The sequence below is a fragment of the Bacillus cereus group sp. BfR-BA-01309 genome, assembly GCF_022664315.1.
GTDB classification, from domain to species: Bacteria; Bacillota; Bacilli; order Bacillales; family Bacillaceae_G; genus Bacillus_A; species Bacillus_A mobilis.
In genome coordinates this window covers 567,448-588,084 of record NZ_JAKUHE010000001.1, presented here as the reverse complement: position 1 = coordinate 588,084, position 20,637 = coordinate 567,448, and the positions used below count along the sequence as shown (strand labels likewise).

The window sequence follows — 20,637 nt, the reverse complement described above, 5'->3', positions numbered from 1 at the left end:
TAATAAACTTGTCCATCACATCTTTATATTTTACAAATTCTTCATCTTTCATATCTCTATTCATTATGAAATTTGCTTCTATATAATATTGTTTCGTTAAAAACATACATTTTATTCAAGGTAGAAAAGGGATGAATAGCAATCAACCGTTGCTATTCATCCATCTTCTACTATATAATAGCTATAGTCTACAATAATTGAGTCGTAATATGCGATTTTTTAAGACAATCGGTGAGAAAACGCTGAAATAAGCGGTATTAGTAGGAGGACACAAATGATTACAGTAAGTAACGTTAGTTTGCGTTTCGCGGATCGCAAATTATTTGAGGATGTTAACATAAAATTCACGCCGGGTAACTGCTACGGTTTAATCGGAGCAAACGGTGCTGGTAAATCAACATTTCTAAAGATTTTATCTGGAGAAATCGAACAATCAACAGGTGATATACATATTACGCCAGGTGAGCGTCTAGCAGTATTAAAACAGAACCACTTCGAATATGAAGAGTTCCCAGTATTAGAAACAGTAATTATGGGTCACACGCAACTTTATAAAGTAATGCAAGAGAAAAATGCCATTTACATGAAAGAAGACTTTAGTGATGAAGATGGTATGCGTGCTGCTGAACTTGAAGGTGAGTTCGCTGAGCTTAACGGTTGGGAAGCAGAATCAGAAGCTGCAATCCTTCTTAAAGGTTTAGGTATTGGTGAAGATGTTCATGATAAGAAATTGTCAGAATTAACTGGGGCAGAGAAAGTAAAAGTATTACTTGCTCAAGCTTTATTCGGTAAACCAGACATTCTATTATTAGATGAGCCTACCAACCACTTGGACTTAAAAGCGATTCAATGGTTAGAAAACTTCTTAATGAACTTTGAAAATACAGTAATCGTTGTATCCCATGACCGTCACTTCTTAAATAAAGTTTGTACGCACATGGCTGATCTTGATTTCGGTAAAATTCAACTTTATGTTGGTAACTATGACTTCTGGTATGAGTCAAGCCAATTAGCTTTAAAATTAACACAAGATGCTAATAAGAAAAAAGAAGAGAAAGTAAAAGAGTTACAAAACTTTATTGCACGCTTTAGCTCAAACGCATCTAAAGCGAAACAAGCAACTTCTCGTAAAAAATTATTAGATAAAATTACATTAGATGATATTAGACCATCATCACGTCGTTATCCATTCGTTGGCTTTACACCAGAGCGAGAAATTGGAAATGACTTATTAACTGTTGAAGGTCTTTCTAAAACGATTGATGGCGAAAAAGTGTTAGATAATGTGTACTTCACTTTAAATAAAGGTGATAAAGTTGCATTTATCGGTCGTAACGATATTGCGATGACAACATTATTTAAAATCCTTATGGGTGAAATGGAGCCAGATAGCGGTTCATTCAAATGGGGCGTTACAACATCTCAATCTTACTTCCCAAGAGATAACTCTAAATACTTTGAGAACAGTGACTCCAACTTAGTTGATTGGTTACGCCAATTCTCTCCACAAGATGAGTCAGAAAGCTTCTTACGTGGTTTCTTAGGCCGTATGTTATTCTCAGGTGAAGAAGTTAAAAAGAACGTTTCTGTATTATCTGGGGGCGAAAAAGTTCGTTGTATGCTATCTAAAATGATGTTAAGTGGTGCAAACGTAATCACACTTGACGATCCAACGAACCACTTAGACCTTGAGTCTATCACTGCATTAAACAACGGTTTAATCGCATTTAAAGGTACAATGTTATTCACATCTCATGACCATCAGTTCGTACAAACAATTGCAAACCGCATTATCGAAGTAACGCCAAACGGTGTAATCGATAAAGAGGCTACTTACGATGAGTTCTTAGAAAATGAAGAACTTCAAAAACAAGTAGATGCAATGTACAAAGGTCAATAATAAATGATGAAAAACCTCGCTCTCGTAATGAGAGTGAGGTTTTTTTATAATCATTGATTTTATGAACCGTGAATAATTATACAGAAATAACTTTAGAGGTTGAAAGATATTTTGATGTTGCATATAGAGAAATGGCTGCAGCATGAATAAACTTGAAATACATGAAGCGATATAAAATGCATCAAAAAAACAAGTGTTTTCTATTGTGAATTTCATTATATTACATTAATGTTCCAGAACTGGAGACATATTTATTTGCGAAGCAGTGAATAAAGGTATATAGTATGTGGAGTCATAATTAGTGGATGAGACTTGGGAGAAAACAGAAAATGTTACAAAAGTATTTTGTTAAATAGAAACCAAGGTCAAAATGTTTGAAAAGAAATAGTTGAATAAATAAAAGCTACAAATTATAATTACTAATATTCTTCATATAGTTAAAAAAATAAAATCTATATGAAGATGAAAATTGAATAGAGAGACAGACTTATATCAAAATAAGCCTTGGATGATCAAAAGAGGTGGAGAGATGAAACAATTACTATTAAAGAGTAAGAAAGTGTTAAGCAATCACTTTGGATTTTTCGTGTTTGCCATTATTTTATTCTGGTTAAAAACATACGCAGCATATGTGACAGAATTTAACTTAGGGATATCCAACACAATCCAAAAGTTTTTACTGTTTTTCAACCCGTTAAGCTCGGCAGTTCTATTTTTAGGACTTGCATTATTCGCAAAGGGGAAACGTGCTTACATTTGGTTAATTGTTATTAATTTGTTAATGTCTATACTTTTATACGCAAACGTAGTATATTATCGTTTTTTCAGCGACTTTATTACGTTCCCGACATTAACACAAACGAATAACTTTGGAGATTTAGGTGGTAGTATTTTTGCATTGCTACACGTATATGATCCACTATATTTCTTAGATACAATCATTTTAATTGTTTTGGTCGCAACAAAATTTGCAAACCCAAAACCAATTCGTGTTGCGAAACATAAATTATCACTAGTATTTGTAGCAGGTATTTTATTATTCAGCATTAACTTAGGTCTTGCAGAATCTGATCGTCCTGAACTATTAACTAGAACGTTTGATCGTAATTATATTGTGAAATATTTAGGGGCATACAACTATACGATTTATGATGGCATTCAAAGTGCGAAAGCATCAACAGAACGAGCGTTAGCTGATGGAGATAATATGACAGAGGTTAGAAATTATCTTGCGTCAACATATGCAAGTCCAAATCCTGAGTACTTCGGTAAAGGTAAAGGAATGAACGTAATTTATATTCATTTAGAATCATTCCAAAACTTTTTAATTAATTACAAATTAAATGGGCAAGAAGTTACACCGTTTTTAAATTCATTTACAAAAGATGCGAATACGTTATATTTTGATAACTTCTTCCATCAAACAGGTCAAGGTAAAACATCTGATGCGGAGTTCATGCTTGAAAACTCAATGTTTGGATTACCACAAGGATCTGTTTTTACAAATAAAGCTCATAACACGTATCAATCAGCACCAGCTATTTTAGGGCAACAAGGATACACATCAGCAGTGTTCCACGGTAACTATAAAACATTCTGGAACCGTGACGATATTTATAAATCATTTGGTTTCAATAAATTCTTTGATGCGTCATACTACGATATGAACGAAAAAGATGTAGTAAACTATGGATTAAAAGATAAACCGTTCTTTAACGAATCTATTCCGTTACTACAAACACTGAAACAACCGTTCTATACGAAGTTCATTACGCTATCGAACCATTTCCCTTATCCGATTGATAAAGAGGAAGCGACGATTGAACCAGCTAAAACAGGCGATTCATCAGTAGATACGTATTTCCAAACAGCACGTTATTTAGATGAGTCTGTAAAAGGATTCTTGGATTACTTGAAACAATCTGGTTTATACGATAACTCAATTATCGTTATGTACGGTGACCATTACGGTATTTCCGATAATCATAGTACAGCAATGTCTCAAATAATGGGTAAAGAAATGAACTCATTTGAAAATGCACAACTGCAACGTGTACCATTAATCATTCGAGTTCCAGGAATGAAGGGCGGCGTACAGCATCAATACGGAGGAGAAATTGATGTTCTTCCAACGTTATTACACTTACTAGGTACTGATACAAAAAATTATGTCCAGTTCGGATCCGATTTATTATCACCAGAGCATAAACAAGTTGTTCCATTCCGTAACGGTAACTACGTAAGTCCAACAGTTACTGCACTGAACGGCAAATACTATGATACAGCGACTGGTAACCCTGTTGAATTAACAGACGAAATAAAACAAAATGAACAAATGGTTCAAAAATCATTGAAATACTCTGATCAAGTCGTAAACGGTGACTTATTACGATTCTATACACCGGAAGGATTTACACCGGTAGATCGTTCGAAGTACAACTATAACCATCGTGATAAAAATAAAACGAAGGTAAAGACGACTGAAGACGGGGAAACGAAATAAATATTAAAGAGCGCTACTCCTATGAGTAGCGCTTTTGTTTGTGCATATACCGTTGTTATGATATAGAAATATCTTTCTTTTTTTGTTTCATCTTTCCAAAGAATACTACACCGGCAATGATAATAATGATAAAGGCCCATTTTATGAAAGGGTTACTTTCGAAAAATCCAGCGAACCATTTCTCATCTACAATCATTTTCGCGGCAGTATAAGCTAAAACAGCTGCTCCAATTGTAATGATGACAGGGAATCGGTCCACCCATTTTAAAATTAATGTACTACCCCATACTACGACTGGAATGGATACTAATAGTCCGATGATGACTAAAGAAAAATTACCATGCGCAGCTCCTGCAACAGCGAGCACATTATCAATACCCATTAATGCATCAGCAATGATAATGGTTTTAATAGCAGACCAAAATCCTTCTTCTGCTTTAATATCATGATCTTTGCCTTCAGCAATTAATTTGTATGCAATCCATATAAGGAGTACACCACCAATTAGAAGTAGTCCTGGTATTTTTAATAACCAAACGACAATTAAGGTAGCGAGGGCTCTAATCGCGATTGCCCCGATAGTACCCCATATAATCACTTTCTTTTGCTGTTCTTTCGGTAATCGCCTTGCTGCTAATCCAATTACAATGGCATTATCACCGGCTAACACTAAATCAATTACAATGATGGCAAGTAGGGCAGACAAATATTCGGCTGAAAGAAAATCCATATACACATCACTCCTTAAGAGTAATATGTGCTAAAGTGTTGATAATATAAAAATAGGATTGAATTTGTATATTCAATCCTAAATTTTTTACTGTATTTTTATATATGTTTTAATTTCGTACTAGTCGTTTTTAGAATAACATGTTTTGTTTTTAAGTTAAATTAATGTAATTTTTATTTTCTATTGATATAAAGGAAGGGAATCGAATATAAGAGAAGTAATGCCCAATACGAAAAAAAGACTCAATAACCTACTAGAGGAAATAGAGTCTTTCATATTACATACGATTATCATGCCAGAAGTTTAATGGGAAGTGTTCGTTCTCATTATAGGCTTCTAATTCATATCCTTTTTCTTTCAGTCCTTTTATAATTCCAGGTACTGCTTTAACGGATTGAGGATGAATGTCGTGCATAAGAATAACTTCAGTTGGTTTGTTAGCAACGTTAAGAACGTTTTCTACAATTTTAGCTGATGCAGCGTCAACAGGCATTTTGTTATATTTCCAGTCTAAAGAATCAATTGTCCAATCCCAAACTTTTAAGCCATTTTCGACAACTTTGTTGCGAAGAGCTTCGTTTAATCCTGGCATTGAGCCGTAAGATGGACGAGTTAATACAGGCGATTTACCTAGAACGCCGGCGATTAAGCCTTGATCTTCCTTCATTTCATCTACGTAATGACCTTCTGTGTAAAGTTTCTTGTAGTTATGAGTCATACTGTGCATCCCAACATAGTGGCCTTCAGCATCTTCACGTTTTACAAGTTCCGGGAATGCTTTTACATTTGAACCGATTAGGAAGAATGTTGCTTTTGCATTTTCTTTCTTTAACATATCTAAAAGCTCGGCTGTGTATTTTCCAGGACCATCATCAAATGTTAAGTAAGCGACTTTTCTGACTTGCCCGTTATATTGTTTTGGAGCTTCTTTCGGTGCAAGAGATGATTGAATTTCACTTACAAGTTGAACAGATTTTGTTTCATCCTCTGTACTTGCTAGAGCAGTATGTGTTGATCCTAAAGTTGCTTCGTATGTAAATAATATCCCCGCGCAAATCAACATAGCCCTTTTTACTAAAGTTGTCATTCGAATTCCATTGTGCATAATTTTCCTTCTCTCTATAAAAGTTCTACTCTACTATATTAGCAATTATAGGGCGGTAATTGCAAAAAAACTTTTTTACAAGCACAAAAAAGTTTGGTCAAAAGTATGCAAGATTTTGTATCAATTGTAGTCTTGAAAAAATAGGGTAATTTTAAACTTTATTATGAAAATTTTCAAGCATTAAATTTAATTCTTTTAATAATGAAGTATATGCTTTTTTAGACGAACGGGTATCAAAACGAAAAGGGATTCATCATACTTTCGTATCACTTCATTTTCATTCCAATTATTGATTCGAATATTTTTGTTTTCTATTAAAATATTGGTATAAGAACAATTAAATTTAATAAAGGAGTGGGAATATGGTTAATTATATTTGCACTACATGTGGAGTGCAGTATCCTGAAAATGAAGAAGCGCCTTCTAGTTGTAAAATTTGTAATGAGGAAAGGCAATATGTGAATCCAATTGGGCAGTCATGGACAACATTAGAAACTATGCAAAATAGCAATTTATACAAAAATGAAATAATAAAAGAAGAAAGTGGTTTGTATAGCATTACTACAAAACCTAAATTTGCAATTGGACAAACAGCATTTTTAATACAAAGTAAAACTCTAAATGTTATGTGGGATTGCATTAGTTATTTAGATGATAAGACGATTCAGAGTATATATGATTTAGGTGGTATTCAAGCAATAGCACTTTCTCATCCACATTATTACTCTACACAAGTAAAATGGGCGGAAACATTCAATGTACCTATCTATATTCATGAAGATGATAAAGAGTGGGTGGTTCGCCCGAGTAAACAAATTAAATTTTGGTCTGGGGAACATTTGATATTATCGAAAGAACTTACATTGCATCGCTTAGGAGGCCATTTTAAGGGTGGGACTGTTATGCATTGGAAAGAAGGTAACGAAGGGAAAGGAATTTTGTTATCAGGTGATATTATACAAGTAGTTTCTGATCAAAAATGGGTAAGTTTTATGTATAGTTATCCAAATCTCATTCCATTACCAGCGAATAAAGTTAGAGATATGGCAGAGAAAGTAAAAGATATCCAATTTAGTCGACTATATAATGCATTTCATGGTGTGGTGGAAGATGCGAATAAGGCTGTACAAAGGTCTGCTGATCGGTATATAAAGGCTCTGCAAGGAGAACTTTTTCATACGTAATAAAATATAAGAAATAACTATTTATTTCATCTCAATATTTATATAACTACTTTTATATGAATTTAATACTAAAGTCCTACTATTTATAAACTAATAGGTCTTTCAACTTAGGTAGTTCTCATACTAATGAGGGATATGAAAGGAAATATATGTAACTTATAATGATTACTATAAAGCTTTGGAAAATGAAAAGGAGGAGATTTGCATGAAGAATTGGGTTCAATTTAGAATTGCAAGACCAACAGATAAATTTGAAGAAGTTATAAGTTTTTATGAGACGGGGTTAGGGTTAAAGCGTATAGGAGAATTTCACCATCATGAAGGATATGATGGGGTTATGTTTGGATTACCGGATGCCGAGTATCATTTGGAGTTTACAACGCACGTTAATGGAAGTCCATGTCCGGCACCGACAAAAGATAATTTACTAGTTTTTTATATGCCTAATAAAGATGAAATTGAAAAAATAGTGAATCGATTAAGTAATATGGGCTATCATGAGGTAGAACCAGAAAATCCGTATTGGATAGAGAAAGGGATCACAATAGAGGATCCAGATGGTTGGAGAATTGTGCTTATGAATGCATTTGAATAAAGAAGCTCTTTTTGTATGTAATGTAGTGTAACAAAATGATTTAGTCATAAATCCCTACAGCATTTGTAGGGATTTTTATATAAAAAGATTTAGTTAAGAGAGTTATGAAAATGTAGAAAGTATTTTAGCTAAAAATAAATATAATTTATGTAGGAGGAATAGAAGTATGACATTAAAGCATTTTAATGAGTTTGCTAAAAATGTTGGGAACACACCTCTCATTAAATTAGAATGCGAAGAAACGAAGGATTTTTCTATTTATGCTAAATGTGAATGGCACAACCCTACAGAATCGATTAAAGATAGAGCTGCACTTGGAATGATTAATAAATATTTACAAGAAGCGGACAAAAAACAACCTATCTTAGAGTATAGTGGTGGAAGCTTAGCGAGATCAATTAGTTATATTTGTTATTATTTAGAGGTTGAATGCACGTTAGTTTTAAGTTCTGGAACTGGTAAATCATTACTAAATGAACTTGAGTGTTATGGAGCTAACGTGATTTTAGTTGATAAATGTATGGGTTTCTACGCAGTAATTGAAAAGGCAATTGAGATTAGCAAACAAAAACCAGAGTTATACTTTTTATTCCAACATTATAATAACGCAAATCTATTAAGTCATATAGAAGGTACAGGCAGAGAAATTATTACACAAATGAATGGAAAACCAATACACGCATGGGTAGCATCTGCTGGTACTGGTGGAACTCTAATGGGAGTCTATAAAGAAGTAAAGAATTATACCAAAAATGTTGAGCTACATTTAGTAATGCCTGCTGAATTGCCTTATGGTTCCGAACAACCACTGAATGATTTAAAGAAATATGCTGGATCAGGTGGGTTTGGCTTAGGAAGGAAACAACATTTCATAGAACAGGAAGACAATTTGATAGAAAAACAATGGACTTATTCATATGAAGAAACCTTGTATGAAATGGCACGTTTTTATAATGAAACTGGTATGAAAATAGGAACGTCTGCGGCAGCGAATTTATTAGCTGCTAAACAAATTGGAAAAGAAAAAGGTGCGAATTTTAATGTAGTTACAGTTTTTCCGGACGCAGGGTCTATAGAAGAGTGGTCAGATGTAAAGAGCTTACAAAAAATAAAGAGAGAATCAAACAAATAAAAGTTCTTTCAAATTCTATTTCTTACACTTTGGGAAATTGATGAAATGAAAACCTGTATATGTAAAATGTACAGGTTTTTCGTGGTTGTTTTAGTTATATATAGCAACTATAAAATTTCACTTACCGTATTTTAAAAATAAATATAGGAAAACAAGAAAATAATGTAGAATATAACGTACATACATATGTGGAGTCAACAAAATATAAAAGAGGTGGCATATGTTACTTGAAGAAGTAATGCAGCAACTAGAGGAATATGGAACAGAACAAAATCGTAAGATCTTTAAAAATCATGGGGCGAAAGAGCCGTTATTTGGAGTTAGTTTTGCCAATTTAAAATTGTTAAAAAAGAAGATAAAAAAAGATCATGATTTAGCGATTTTATTATGGGAAACAAAAAATATGGATGCAATGACTTTAGCGACTATGATTTTAGATCCGAAGAAAGTTACGACAGCACAACTAAATAAATGGGTGCAGGAAGTTGATTATTATTGTTTAATGGACGTTTTGATGACCGCTATTTGTACGTCGCCAATTGCGATAGAAAGAATGGAAGAATGGACAAAGTCTGATGATGAATGGATCGGAAGAGCAGGTTGGTCATTATTAGCGAATATCGCGATTAAAAATAAAACGTTACATGATGATTTCTTTTTACCGTATCTAGAAGAGATTAAAACTTATATACATAATGAAAAAAATCGTAAAAGAGAAGCGATGAATAGAGCTTTAATTGCAGTAGGTGTTCGGAATGAAAGTTTGGAACGACAGGCGATTGAAACTGCACGCGTGATTGGGAAAGTAGAAGTTGATCACGGTGAAACATCATGTAAAACACCTGATGCAGAAGCCTATATTAAAAAAACAAAAGAAAGAGCTGAAAAAAAGAAAGTGAAATAAGAATAGGAGAACGGCTATGAAACCAATGGAAGCGGCACAAAGCATCATTACATCACAATTTCCGAATTGTGATGTAGCTTTACTGGGAGGAAGTGTTGTACGAGGGGAAGCGACAAAAACATCTGATTTGGACATTGTAATAATAGATCGTAGTTTGTCATCTTGTTATAGAGAATCTTTTTATAGTAATGGATGGCCCGTTGAGGTGTTTGTACATAATTTTGAAACGTATAAAACCTTTTTTAAAATGGATTGTGATCGCGGAAGACCTTCATTGCCACAATTAGTTTCAGAGGGAATTGTATTAAAAGGTGAAAATGAAATTGTTGAGGAATTAAAAAGAGAAGCAAATGATTTACTAAATAAAGGACCAGCTAAATGGACTGAAGAAATGATGAAGCAGAAGCGATATTTTATTACGGATACTTTGGATGACTTTATCGGGGCGACAAAAAGAGAAGAAGAATTGTTTATCGCGAATTTATTAGCTGATTTAGTACATGAATATGTATTAAGAGTAAATCGTAAATGGCTTGGTAATTCAAAATGGTTTATAAGGGTACTTAGAAAATATGATGAACAATATGCAGATCAATTTGTAGCGGCGTTTGATCATTTTTATACAACGGGAGAGAAAAGTAAATTAATTACTTTTGTAGAAAAAACGCTAGAACAGTATGGAGGAAGAATGTTCGAAGGATTTTCTATAGGAAAATAAAAAGGGGATAGCACAATGAATGTACCATTCGTTCAATTAAGAGAACTGACACTAGATGATGTAGAAAGTCGTTATCAATGGTCATTAGATACAAAAGTAACAAAACATCTAGTTGTACCAGATCAATATCCACCGTTTACTCGTGAAGAAACGAAAAAATGGATTGAAGCATGTATAAATCGGAAAAATGGCTATGAACAAAGAGCTATCACTGCAGAGAACGGCATACATATTGGATGGGTAGATCTTAAAAATTTTGATAAAACAAATCAAAATGCAGAACTGGGAATCGCGATTGGTAATAAAGAATACTGGGGTAAAGGGTATGGAATAGCGGCTCTAGATAGTATGTTACATCTAGCATTCTATGAATTTGAATTAGAAAAAGTTTGGCTACGTGTAGATGAAGATAATTTTCAAGCTAGAAAGAGTTATGAAAAGGCTGGTTTTGTTTGTGAAGGGCTAATGAGAAATGATCGATTACGTCAAGGGAAGTTCATTCATCGTTATCGTTATAGTATGTTAAGAAAAGAATACGATTCTTTAAAAAGTGGTTTATAAAAATATTATGTTAACTTAAAGGGGCTGGAATAGTATGATTCGATTACTTACGAAAGAAGATGCGAAACAATATTGGGAGTTACGTTTACAAGCATTACAAGTAAATCCTGAGGCATTTGTAACAACTTATGAAGAGGCGATTCGCCAGCAAAATCCGATTAAGCGAGTGGAAAGTAATTTAACAGCTAATACTAGCTGTACATTTGGTGCTTTTAATGAGGATCAACAATTAGTTGGAGTTGTCACTTTACTAACAGAAGAGAAAGAGGCGTATAAACATAAAGGTCATATCGTTGCGATGTATGTAGATGCAAGTAATCGAAGAAGTGGCCTTGCACGTGAGTTAATACGTAAGGCAATTGAAAGAGCAAGTGAAATGAATTTGGAACAATTAAATCTAGGTGTTGTGTCCACAAACGAACCAGCAAAAAAATTATACGAATCAATGGGCTTTCAAACGTATGGAATCGAAAAAAGAGCTTTAAAAATGAACGGTGTATATAGTGACGATGAATATATGGTGTTATTCTTGTAAGAAAGGGAGTTTAGTATGAAAGATCTCCATTTAGACAAAAATATGAACCCACAAGTAGCGATTTTGTATGCGATGGTTACAGATACATATAAACGATTGCAAAAGTTAGTAGAAGGTACTGATGAGAAGGAACTGTTTTTTAAAGGGGCAGAAAATAATGAAAATAACATCGGACAACTACTTCAACATTTAGCAGTTGTTGATTTACATTGGGTGTATCGCTTAAAAAGAGAAGCAGTTCCACTGGCACTTGAAAAAATATATGGACCTATGTTAAATGAAGTAGGAGAACTGCCAAGTTTAAGAAAACAGACTCTGCAACAATTAATGCAAGATTATGAAGCTGTGCAACGTATGTTATATGAGGAATGTATGAAACTAACAGAAAATGATTTAACACGGGAAGTTTTTTATGAAAAGGGAGAAAGTGCGACTATAAGGTGGGGGATATGGCATATAGCCGATCATAATCGGTACCATCAAGCTCATATTAGTCAGTTAAGAAAACTATATAGGGCTAGAATAGATGCGAGATAAAGATTTCGAATTTTAATTATATTTAATTTGTTGTATAGTATTAAGAAGAAACTAAACAAGGGGTTTTATAATGAAAGCTATTGCAGTAGGAATATTGGCATCATTTTTCTTTGCCTTTACCTTCGTTTTAAACCGGGCAATGGACTTAGAAGGTGGAAGCTGGATTTGGAGTGCTTCATTACGGTACTACTTTATGGTTCCAATGCTTTTACTTATTGTCATGTATAGAGGTAATTTAAAGCAACTCTTTCAATATATGAAAAATAATCCGAAAGAATGGCTAGTGTGGAGTATCGTAGGATTTGGTCTCTTCTATGCACCAATTAGTTTTGCTGGAGCTTTTGGACCTGGTTGGCTCGTTGCATCAACATGGCAAATTACAATCGTCGCAGGAATTTTATTAACACCATTTTTTGCTGTAGATCCATTACATAAAAAACTTCCAATTAAGGAATTAGTTATGTCGGGTATTATTTTATGCGGTGTTGTACTCATGCAAGTAGAACATGCTTCTTCATTAGGGATTCGTGAAACCGTTTTATGTGTAGTTCCTGTCCTTATTGCAGCGTTTGCGTATCCTCTTGGAAACCGGAAAATGATGCAAGTTTGTAAAGGGGAATTAGATGTATTCCAGCGAGTTCTCGGTATGACATTAGCAAGTTTACCATTTTGGTTTTTACTATCTGGTTATGAAGTATCAACAGGCGAGCTACCGTCAAGTAGCCAAGTTTTCCAATGTTTTATTGTAGCAGTTAGTTCTGGTTTAATCGCGACAGTATTATTCTTCTTTGCGACAGATCTTGTAAAAGATGATCCGCAAAAACTAGCAACAGTAGAAGCAACACAATCCGGTGAAGTTTTATTTGCGCTAGTAGGAGAGCTCATCTTACTATCTGCTCCAATTCCGTCATCTTTATCTTGGATTGGTATGAGTCTTGTTATTGTCGGAATGATACTACATAGTTATGTAGCGGTCGTTGTGAAGAAAGAAGAAAAAATAACGGCGTAATGAGATTAGCTCTTTTTATAAAGAGCTAGTCTTTTTTCATAGAAAGGGATGGAAGAATGAATTTACAGCGTGTTGAACAAATTGAAAAAGATCCAATTTTACATGTACTACAGTATGCAATTGGTCCAAGTGAAACTAGCTTAAAGAAAGCAGTTTTATTTTATGAAAAGAATAAAGGGACTTTTTATAAATATGAAGAAAAAGCTTGTATAGGTATTGAAATAATCGGAGCAAATAAAGCGAGAATTTGCCATATAGCAGTCGCTCCGAAATATCGTTATAAAGGAATTGCATTGCAAATGATAAAGGAAGTATTAAGAATACATCAATTGACTTATGTAGAAGCAGAGACAGACAAAGAGGCAGTAGAATTTTATAAGAAAATTGGTTTTCTGGTTAAAAGTTTAGGAGAAAAGTATCCGGGAGTCGAAAGGTTTCAATGCTATCTGGAAGGATAGCATTGAAAATATGCAAATATACATATTAAGTATAGTTTGAAAAAAGTAAGAATTACATTATATAATAAAGGTATCTGGAAAAATATAGATAAAAGAAATTAGGTGTATAACACATGAGAATGGATAAAAGTAAATTTATAAAAATTGCTACTTCAATTGGGGTGTCATCTTTTTTATTAACAGGCTGTGGCGATTATGAAGAAGAAACGGCCCAGAAAGAAAGTACTGCTGTTAAAACAGATGGTGGAAAACAAGGGAATGAACAAGAAACATTAAATTGTGATGATAAAACTCCTACTAATGAAAATGCAGAAAATGATGAGTTATGCAAGGAAAATAACCCATCATTTTCATCGTATAATGAAAATTCACATTTACCAATACTTCCATTCGTAGCAGGATATTTATTAGCAAGCAGAACTTCAAATATGAATTATACAGCAAAACCAAATATAATGAAGAAACCGTATGCAAATAATGTTATTCCATATCGTGAAAAAGACCAAGGTAGAACTGGTGGAAGCGGTGGTGGAGGTTATTACGGCGGAACTAACAGTAACAATAATAACTCTTCCAATAAAGTAGATTTAAATAAACAACAGCCAAATTCCTCAAATAAAGTGACGCCAGATACAAATGCGCCGAAATCATCTACGACACAAACGCCAAAAGTGAATTCTGGTTCCAGTGGAATTGGGAATGCAAAAGCACCAGCCGGATCATAACACGAAAGGATAATGGAGTCATGTATACAGAACAAGAGCAGAAAGAGTATATGAAAGTATGGTTTTCACTTGCGGAAGAGGCTGGTAGGAATGGATTTACATGGCCGAGCCTTTTAGAGAAAGAAGAATGGAATCAATATATGGCAACGGGTATGTATCGTATGCCAGTAAACACGTATACTGCAATTTCAAAAGCGACAGAGGAAATTATGTATGTATTATATAGAACGTATCAATATATTGTAAATACGACAGAAGATTTTCAAAAACTAGGATGTCCAGCTGAAACGTGGGAAATTGTGAGAATGAAACATATTGGTTTGTTTTCATATTTTACAAGGTTTGACTTTATCGTAAATGGCGAAGATATAAAATTAATAGAAGTAAATTGTGATACACCAACAGGTTATTTAGAGCCGTCCGTCGCAAATGAAGTGTTATGCCGTTATCACGATGTGAATCACCCAAATCATATAGAAGAGCATATTGTGCAGGCGTGGGAACAAATTAAACATGACTATAATATAAGTCCTATCGAGACGATTTATTTTACTAGTTATGATTGGCACGATGAAGATCATCAAACAGTTCAATTTTTAAGAAGCTATTGCTTAGATCAATCAACGGACTATATAGGCATACAAGATATCGTCGTTGCAGATGATGGTATATATACGCCAAATGGTGAACGAATCCATTATTTATATAGACTATATCCAATTGAATATTTAGTTTCAGATGCCGATAAAAATGGGAAAAGAATTGGACTTCAGTTTTTAGATCATATAGCGCAAGGAAGAGTGAAAATCATTAATCCACCTGCAGCTTTTCTTATGCAAAATAAAAGTGTTCTCGCATTAATTTGGCAACTGTTCGAAGAGGGAGCTTTCTTTGAGAAAGAAGAGAGAGAAATCATTCAAAACTACTTCATACCAACATATTTTACAAATAAGCCGTTTATAGAAAGAGATGCATCATATGTTTCTAAGCCTTTATACGGCCGTGAAGGCGGAGGGGTATCTATATACGATAATGATGACCTATTAGCTGAAGATAAAACGGAGTATTACTTTGAACAGCGAAAAATATACCAGCAATACATAGAAATGCCTGACTATACAATTGACACATGGGATGGTCCGTATACTGGTAAACTATTAATTGGTTCACACTGTATTAGCGGGAGAGCCGCAGGGCTATTTTTACGTGTAGGCGAGAAAATCACGGGAAACTTATCGATGTTTACAGGGGTTACGATTGAAGGGTAAGAAATATATGAAAAAAAGCATTAATGGTAGAGCACTTTGAAATTAAAAGTGCTCTTTTTATTTTGAAAAAAATATTATTAAAGAGCGTATTAATTAAAGTGGGACAAATTATATAAATATTAGTATAATTCGATAGTGGTATATTTAATGGGAGATGCTATGATATTTAATTTTTTGAAATGGGGAGAAGAATATGAAGAGTGATAATATTTCAAAAACTATTTCACTTAGTACACAAGTATTAAATCAAGGGGAGGTACTTGCTGCATTAGAACGTTCACTAGCTATGATTGAGTTTGATCCCTATGGAAAAGTAATATGGGCAAATCATAATTTTGCATATGCAATGGGCTATGAAGTGGATGAACTATTAAACAGTCATCATCGTCAGTTTTGTACTTCACAGTTTGCTCTAAGTCCAGAATATGATATCTTTTGGAGAAATTTTCGGAATGGAGTCTCATTTCAAAGGAAAATACAGAGAATCACTAAACAAGGGGAAATTATATGGCTAGAAGCGACATATGCCCCTGTTGTAGATAAGAATGGAAAAGTTCAAGCGGTTATTAAAGTCGCTACAGATATTACTGCGCGTGAGAATGGGACGGCAAAGGTAACACTTGAATTGCAAGAGATGGCGGAAAATCTAAAGGAACGTGCGCAAGAAGGGATTAAGCGTAGTCATATGGTTTCCGCGGCCATTAAACAAATAGTCGAACAAACTAATGACAATATGAAGTTATTACACGAGCTTAACGTACAAACTAATATGATACGCGACATGGTAAAAACGATTAATGAAATTGCCACACAAACTAATTTATTGGCCTTAAATGCTGGAATTCAGGCCGCCCATGCTGGTACCTATGGTAGTGGTTTTAATGTTGTTGCAAATGAAGTTCGTAATTTAGCAAATAAAGTTAAAACTGTAACTACAGATGTACACTTTAATGTGGAGAATATAACCAAACAGGTACAAAAGATTAGTGCAGGGACCCTTCAATCAGAAAAGAGAGTTACTGAAAGTTACTCATGTATAGAACAAGCAGTTCATGAATTCAATGGTATTGGTGAAGCGGCCCAGAGACTTGATATACAAGCAAAAACTATAGTAGAGCAACTACAAGGGCAAAAATAACTTCAAATGTTCCTGAAGTTCGAGGTTTAAATACATAAATTGAAAAATATTTATAAGAAACACATTTTAAAATTAAATATGCCATTTTTTGTTGAAATGGGGCATCGTTATCTTATAGAAAAAGAATCACTAACATAAAATGTGATTCTTTTTTTCGGTGTTATTTTTGTTAATTGATAAAAACTACACGTTTTTAAGAGGAATTAAACGCTCTTTCTGTATATGTTAAAAATCAATTTGTTTTTATAGTTCGCTATTTTATAAGTATAAAAATGATTAAGTTAAAAATTAAGAAAAATATGATAATATATGTATGTAGTAGTTTTAAAAAATGGGGGAACAATCGTGAAAATGAATGACATAGTGGCAAGTACACAATTGCCAAATACAATCAAAACAATTACAAATGATTTAAGAGAATTAGGGTTAGAAAAAGGAATGACGGTTATTGTGCATTCTTCGCTCAGTTCTATTGGCTGGGTATCTGGCGGAGCAGTTGCGGTAGTAGAGGCGCTAATGGAAGTTATTACGGAAGAGGGAACAATTATTATGCCAACACAATCTTCGGATTTATCTGATCCGAAACATTGGTCAAGACCGCCTGTCCCTGAAGAATGGTGGCAAATTATTCGAGATAATGTCCCGGCATTCGAGCCACATATTACACCAACAAGAGCAATGGGAAAAGTAGTTGAATGTTTTCGTACATATCCGAATGTAGTACGTAGTAACCATCCGTTAGGAAGTTTTGCTGCATGGGGAAAGCAGGCAGATGAAATAACGATGAATCAGTCGCTATCAATGAGTTTAGGAGAGGAATCTCCATTAAGAAAAATATACGATTTAGACGGATATGTATTATTAATTGGTGTTGGATATGATTCCAATACGTCTGTTCATTTATCTGAAGTACGTACTGGTGCATGTGAGTTAATAAAAGTAGGGGCACCAATTATAGAGAATGGGGCAAGAGTATGGAAAGAGTTTGTTGATATGGATTACGATTCTGATAAGTTTGTAGAAATCGGCGTAGAGTTTGAGCGAAAGGGAACTGTAATAAATGGAAAAATAGGAAATGCAACGTGCCGTCTTATGAAGCAACGAGATATCGTTGACTTTGGAACAGAATGGTTTCGTAAGAAAAATCAGTAAGGGATGGTTACAATGAAGGGAAAAAAGGTATTAATTACGAGCGGTGGTTGTTTAGAAAAATGGGACCAAGTACGCGGGCATACGAATATGGCGAAAGGCACAATTGGGAGAATAATCGCCGAAGGGCTTATTAAAAAAGGGGCACATGTTATATATTTACACGGTTATTTCGCCGAAAAACCGAACGATATATATAATCAATTGGAATTACATCCATTTGAAGGAATTGTTGATTTACAAGATAAAATGAAAAGTATAATTACGCATGAAAAAGTAGATGCGGTTATTATGGCAGCCGCTGGATCAGATTGGATTGTAGACAAAATTTGTGATCAAGATGGTAAGCTACTTGATATGAATGGGAAAATTTCAAGTGATATAGCACCAATTATTCATTTTCAAAAGGCTCCAAAAGTATTAAAACAAATAAAAGAGTGGGATCCAGAAACGGTACTAGTTGGCTTTAAACTTGAAAGCGATATAAATGAAGAAGAACTGTTTGAAAGAGCGAAGAAAAGAATGGAAGAAGCGAAGGCAAGTGTAATGATTGCGAATTCACCACATTCTTTATATTCACGCGGAGCGGTACACCACGTAATTGGAGAAGACGGTAAAGGGAAGTTATGTAACGGGAAAGATGAAACAGCGAAAGAAATTGTCAAAAGGTTAGAAGTACTATGTAATCACATTACTGTTTTATAATTTTAAGTATTTGGATAAGAATGAATCCGCATAATATATATAGGTAAGCGAAACTTTAATTAATGGGAATTTTACTTTTACACGAACATTAACCATTCAAGATGGATACATAGAATAATTGGTGAGGAGTGGATTCTATGGAACATTTATTAAAGCAAGCTATAAAACTAAGAAATGAAAAGAAATATGCACAATCGAGAGAGATACTTATAGGGCTAACAAACTTTACGCGAGATGCCGAAGTGCTGTTTCAATGCGCCTGGATACATGATGTAATGGGACTTGAAACGGAGGCTTTGCCGTATTATGAACAGGCAATTGCAAATGGTCTTGATGGTGAGTCACTTTGTGGTGCATATATCGGTCTTGGCAGTACATATCGTTGTATAGGTGAGTATGATAAAGCAATTACAGTTTTAGAAACAGCTTTGCAGCAGTTTCCGGATAATGATGTGATAAAAGTATTTTTGTCATTAGCAAAATATAACGTAAACGATCATGAATCCGCAATGAAATTATTACTTGAAACAGTTTTGAAAGTAGAGGAAGTAAAAGAATATGAACGTGCCATTTCATTTTATAAAGACCATTTAGACGAGGTTTTTAAATAGAGGGTGAATGTATGAATGCCACACTATCACGAAGGCGAAAAGGTATTTGGTTTGGATTAATATCTTTCATCTTGTTATCAAACTATTTATTGTATGCTCTTCCAATTGTACCAGGTGCTCCGAAAGAAGTAGTGCTTGGCTCTTTGCTAGATTGTATGTTTGTAGTTCCAGTCGTTACGTATTTCTTTATTATTCGAAAAAGATATTCGTTAACGTATATAATACCTGTCGTAATAGCCGGGTATATATTTGCAAGGTTTATTATTCCAAATGACTATTTTCAAGTTTTTTCGTACGTTTCCTATATTATAGTTGCAGGAGAAATTGCGTTTGTATGCTTAGAGTTATTCCTTCTTTATAAAATCGTTAGAATGCTGCCTAACATAATAAAAAAATATAAAGAATATAAAAGAGAGTGTTCTCCATTTTCTTATGCGATTGATGCAGCGTTTGATGCTACTATGGAAAGAAATAAATTAGTAGATATCATTGTAACAGAGTGTAAGTTAATCTATTATGCATTTTTATCGTGGCGTGCAACAGTACCGGAAGGTGAATCTGTATACACCTATCACAAAAAGACTGGTGCAATAGGTGTATATATCATGATCATTCATGCTACCTTAATAGAAAGTATCGGTTTTCATTATTTGCTTCATCAATGGAATCCAGTAGTAGCATGGATTTTACTTGTCTTAAACGTATACGGAATGGTTTATTGTTTAGCTGAAATACAAGCAATGCGTAAAAATCCGATTATCATTACAGAAGAACAAATAATCATTCAAATCGGATTAGGAAAGAAAATTGTTATACCATTTACACAAATTGATAAAATTTCGTTTTATAAAGGAGAATATTTAAAGAAAGAGAAAGAGGTCCTTGACGCAACTGTGATGGAATTTATAAAGGAACCTCCAACATTTGAAATAACACTAAAAGAGCCAGTGAAGGCGCGATTGTTATATGGATTTTCTAAAACTGTAAGTCGTGTTCACTTAAATGTTGATGAGGAACGGAAATTTTATGATATGGTTACGGAGAAGTTGAAACATGAATAATGCTATTGGAGTTCCTTCTAACGTAGAAGGAACTTTTTTGTGAAGTAGAAAATGAAATCATATAAATTTTAACTTAAAAAACAATAAATGAATAGACTGAACGCTTTCT

General features: G+C 33.9%; 21 protein-coding genes. 19 read left to right on the top strand and 2 right to left on the bottom strand.

Annotated features, from left to right (window positions below):
* Window positions 1–274: 274 nt before the first annotated feature.
* Together MR115_RS03090 and ltaS are read left to right on the top strand one after the other, a co-directional pair.
* Window positions 275–1,900, top strand: a complete 1,626-nt coding sequence (locus tag MR115_RS03090) for an ABC-F family ATP-binding cassette domain-containing protein (RefSeq protein WP_000633871.1) — start codon at window positions 275–277, stop codon at window positions 1,898–1,900.
* 529 nt (window positions 1,901–2,429) lie between these two features.
* Window positions 2,430–4,403, top strand: coding sequence for a lipoteichoic acid synthase (ltaS, locus tag MR115_RS03085; protein WP_242239807.1), 1,974 nt, complete (start codon window positions 2,430–2,432; stop codon window positions 4,401–4,403).
* 55 nt (window positions 4,404–4,458) lie between these two features.
* Here the strand turns inward: ltaS and MR115_RS03080 are convergent, their stop codons facing one another.
* On the bottom strand, window positions 4,459–5,133 hold the full coding sequence (locus MR115_RS03080) for a TerC family protein (protein ID WP_242239805.1): 675 nt from the start codon (window positions 5,131–5,133) through the stop codon (window positions 4,459–4,461).
* 277 nt (window positions 5,134–5,410) lie between these two features.
* Window positions 5,411–6,238 (bottom strand): peptidoglycan-N-acetylglucosamine deacetylase, encoded by an 828-nt coding sequence (locus MR115_RS03075; protein WP_132132590.1) that lies wholly within the window; start codon window positions 6,236–6,238, stop codon window positions 5,411–5,413.
* A gap of 362 nt (window positions 6,239–6,600) precedes the next feature.
* Between MR115_RS03075 and MR115_RS03070 the strand changes: the two genes are divergently transcribed.
* From MR115_RS03070 to MR115_RS02990, 17 genes are all read left to right on the top strand, one after another.
* Window positions 6,601–7,422, top strand: a complete 822-nt coding sequence (locus MR115_RS03070; protein WP_097843549.1) for an MBL fold metallo-hydrolase — start codon at window positions 6,601–6,603, stop codon at window positions 7,420–7,422.
* A 205-nt stretch (window positions 7,423–7,627) separates the two neighbouring features.
* Entirely contained in the window at window positions 7,628–8,017 is a 390-nt protein-coding gene (locus MR115_RS03065; protein WP_242239803.1) for a VOC family protein, read from the top strand.
* A 166-nt stretch (window positions 8,018–8,183) separates the two neighbouring features.
* Window positions 8,184–9,149, top strand: a complete 966-nt coding sequence (locus MR115_RS03060; RefSeq protein ID WP_242239801.1) for a pyridoxal-phosphate dependent enzyme — start codon at window positions 8,184–8,186, stop codon at window positions 9,147–9,149.
* Window positions 9,150–9,369: 220 nt separating this feature from the next.
* Window positions 9,370–10,053 (top strand): DNA alkylation repair protein, encoded by a 684-nt coding sequence (locus MR115_RS03055; RefSeq protein WP_132132586.1) that lies wholly within the window; start codon window positions 9,370–9,372, stop codon window positions 10,051–10,053.
* Window positions 10,054–10,069: 16 nt separating this feature from the next.
* A complete protein-coding gene (locus MR115_RS03050) occupies window positions 10,070–10,771 on the top strand; it encodes a nucleotidyltransferase domain-containing protein (RefSeq protein WP_132132584.1) in 702 nt (233 codons plus the stop codon).
* 15 nt (window positions 10,772–10,786) lie between these two features.
* Window positions 10,787–11,332: a GNAT family N-acetyltransferase gene (locus tag MR115_RS03045; protein ID WP_242239800.1), complete on the top strand. Its 546-nt coding sequence runs from the start codon at window positions 10,787–10,789 to the stop codon at window positions 11,330–11,332.
* A 34-nt stretch (window positions 11,333–11,366) separates the two neighbouring features.
* On the top strand, window positions 11,367–11,867 hold the full coding sequence (locus MR115_RS03040) for a GNAT family N-acetyltransferase (RefSeq protein WP_061679636.1): 501 nt from the start codon (window positions 11,367–11,369) through the stop codon (window positions 11,865–11,867).
* 15 nt (window positions 11,868–11,882) lie between these two features.
* The gene (locus MR115_RS03035; RefSeq protein ID WP_098586924.1) at window positions 11,883–12,404 is read left to right on the top strand and encodes a DinB family protein; all 522 of its coding nucleotides are present in this window, start codon (window positions 11,883–11,885) and stop codon (window positions 12,402–12,404) included.
* Window positions 12,405–12,474: 70 nt separating this feature from the next.
* Entirely contained in the window at window positions 12,475–13,413 is a 939-nt protein-coding gene (locus tag MR115_RS03030; RefSeq protein ID WP_242239799.1) for a DMT family transporter, read from the top strand.
* Between the two features lie 56 nt (window positions 13,414–13,469).
* Window positions 13,470–13,871: a GNAT family N-acetyltransferase gene (locus tag MR115_RS03025; RefSeq protein WP_132132578.1), complete on the top strand. Its 402-nt coding sequence runs from the start codon at window positions 13,470–13,472 to the stop codon at window positions 13,869–13,871.
* A 113-nt stretch (window positions 13,872–13,984) separates the two neighbouring features.
* Entirely contained in the window at window positions 13,985–14,596 is a 612-nt protein-coding gene (locus tag MR115_RS03020) for a hypothetical protein (protein WP_132132576.1), read from the top strand.
* A gap of 20 nt (window positions 14,597–14,616) precedes the next feature.
* Window positions 14,617–15,864, top strand: a complete 1,248-nt coding sequence (locus tag MR115_RS03015) for a glutathionylspermidine synthase family protein (protein WP_242239798.1) — start codon at window positions 14,617–14,619, stop codon at window positions 15,862–15,864.
* A 193-nt stretch (window positions 15,865–16,057) separates the two neighbouring features.
* Window positions 16,058–17,002, top strand: coding sequence for a methyl-accepting chemotaxis protein (locus MR115_RS03010; RefSeq protein ID WP_242239797.1), 945 nt, complete (start codon window positions 16,058–16,060; stop codon window positions 17,000–17,002).
* A gap of 351 nt (window positions 17,003–17,353) precedes the next feature.
* Window positions 17,354–18,154 (top strand): BA2930 family N-acetyltransferase, encoded by an 801-nt coding sequence (gene aacC / locus MR115_RS03005; protein ID WP_132133136.1) that lies wholly within the window; start codon window positions 17,354–17,356, stop codon window positions 18,152–18,154.
* 12 nt (window positions 18,155–18,166) lie between these two features.
* Window positions 18,167–18,856, top strand: a complete 690-nt coding sequence (locus MR115_RS03000; protein ID WP_242239795.1) for a phosphopantothenoylcysteine decarboxylase domain-containing protein — start codon at window positions 18,167–18,169, stop codon at window positions 18,854–18,856.
* A gap of 137 nt (window positions 18,857–18,993) precedes the next feature.
* On the top strand, window positions 18,994–19,467 hold the full coding sequence (locus tag MR115_RS02995; RefSeq protein WP_132132568.1) for a tetratricopeptide repeat protein: 474 nt from the start codon (window positions 18,994–18,996) through the stop codon (window positions 19,465–19,467).
* Window positions 19,468–19,478: 11 nt separating this feature from the next.
* Window positions 19,479–20,528, top strand: a complete 1,050-nt coding sequence (locus MR115_RS02990; protein WP_242239794.1) for a hypothetical protein — start codon at window positions 19,479–19,481, stop codon at window positions 20,526–20,528.
* Window positions 20,529–20,637: the final 109 nt, after the last annotated feature.

Coding starts and splice junctions, on each gene's coding strand:
- MR115_RS03080 (WP_242239805.1), bottom strand. CDS start 5,133: ATGGATTTTCTTTCAGCCGAATATTTGTCTGCCCTACTTGCCATCATT.
- MR115_RS03000 (WP_242239795.1), top strand. CDS start 18,167: ATGAAGGGAAAAAAGGTATTAATTACGAGCGGTGGTTGTTTAGAAAAA.
- aacC (WP_132133136.1), top strand. CDS start 17,354: ATGAATGACATAGTGGCAAGTACACAATTGCCAAATACAATCAAAACA.
- MR115_RS03035 (WP_098586924.1), top strand. CDS start 11,883: ATGAAAGATCTCCATTTAGACAAAAATATGAACCCACAAGTAGCGATT.
- MR115_RS03025 (WP_132132578.1), top strand. CDS start 13,470: ATGAATTTACAGCGTGTTGAACAAATTGAAAAAGATCCAATTTTACAT.
- MR115_RS02995 (WP_132132568.1), top strand. CDS start 18,994: ATGGAACATTTATTAAAGCAAGCTATAAAACTAAGAAATGAAAAGAAA.
- MR115_RS03020 (WP_132132576.1), top strand. CDS start 13,985: ATGAGAATGGATAAAAGTAAATTTATAAAAATTGCTACTTCAATTGGG.
- MR115_RS03010 (WP_242239797.1), top strand. CDS start 16,058: ATGAAGAGTGATAATATTTCAAAAACTATTTCACTTAGTACACAAGTA.
- MR115_RS03075 (WP_132132590.1), bottom strand. CDS start 6,238: ATGCACAATGGAATTCGAATGACAACTTTAGTAAAAAGGGCTATGTTG.
- MR115_RS02990 (WP_242239794.1), top strand. CDS start 19,479: ATGAATGCCACACTATCACGAAGGCGAAAAGGTATTTGGTTTGGATTA.
- MR115_RS03050 (WP_132132584.1), top strand. CDS start 10,070: ATGAAACCAATGGAAGCGGCACAAAGCATCATTACATCACAATTTCCG.
- MR115_RS03015 (WP_242239798.1), top strand. CDS start 14,617: ATGTATACAGAACAAGAGCAGAAAGAGTATATGAAAGTATGGTTTTCA.
- MR115_RS03070 (WP_097843549.1), top strand. CDS start 6,601: ATGGTTAATTATATTTGCACTACATGTGGAGTGCAGTATCCTGAAAAT.
- MR115_RS03030 (WP_242239799.1), top strand. CDS start 12,475: ATGAAAGCTATTGCAGTAGGAATATTGGCATCATTTTTCTTTGCCTTT.
- MR115_RS03065 (WP_242239803.1), top strand. CDS start 7,628: ATGAAGAATTGGGTTCAATTTAGAATTGCAAGACCAACAGATAAATTT.
- MR115_RS03090 (WP_000633871.1), top strand. CDS start 275: ATGATTACAGTAAGTAACGTTAGTTTGCGTTTCGCGGATCGCAAATTA.
- MR115_RS03040 (WP_061679636.1), top strand. CDS start 11,367: ATGATTCGATTACTTACGAAAGAAGATGCGAAACAATATTGGGAGTTA.
- MR115_RS03045 (WP_242239800.1), top strand. CDS start 10,787: ATGAATGTACCATTCGTTCAATTAAGAGAACTGACACTAGATGATGTA.
- ltaS (WP_242239807.1), top strand. CDS start 2,430: ATGAAACAATTACTATTAAAGAGTAAGAAAGTGTTAAGCAATCACTTT.
- MR115_RS03060 (WP_242239801.1), top strand. CDS start 8,184: ATGACATTAAAGCATTTTAATGAGTTTGCTAAAAATGTTGGGAACACA.
- MR115_RS03055 (WP_132132586.1), top strand. CDS start 9,370: ATGTTACTTGAAGAAGTAATGCAGCAACTAGAGGAATATGGAACAGAA.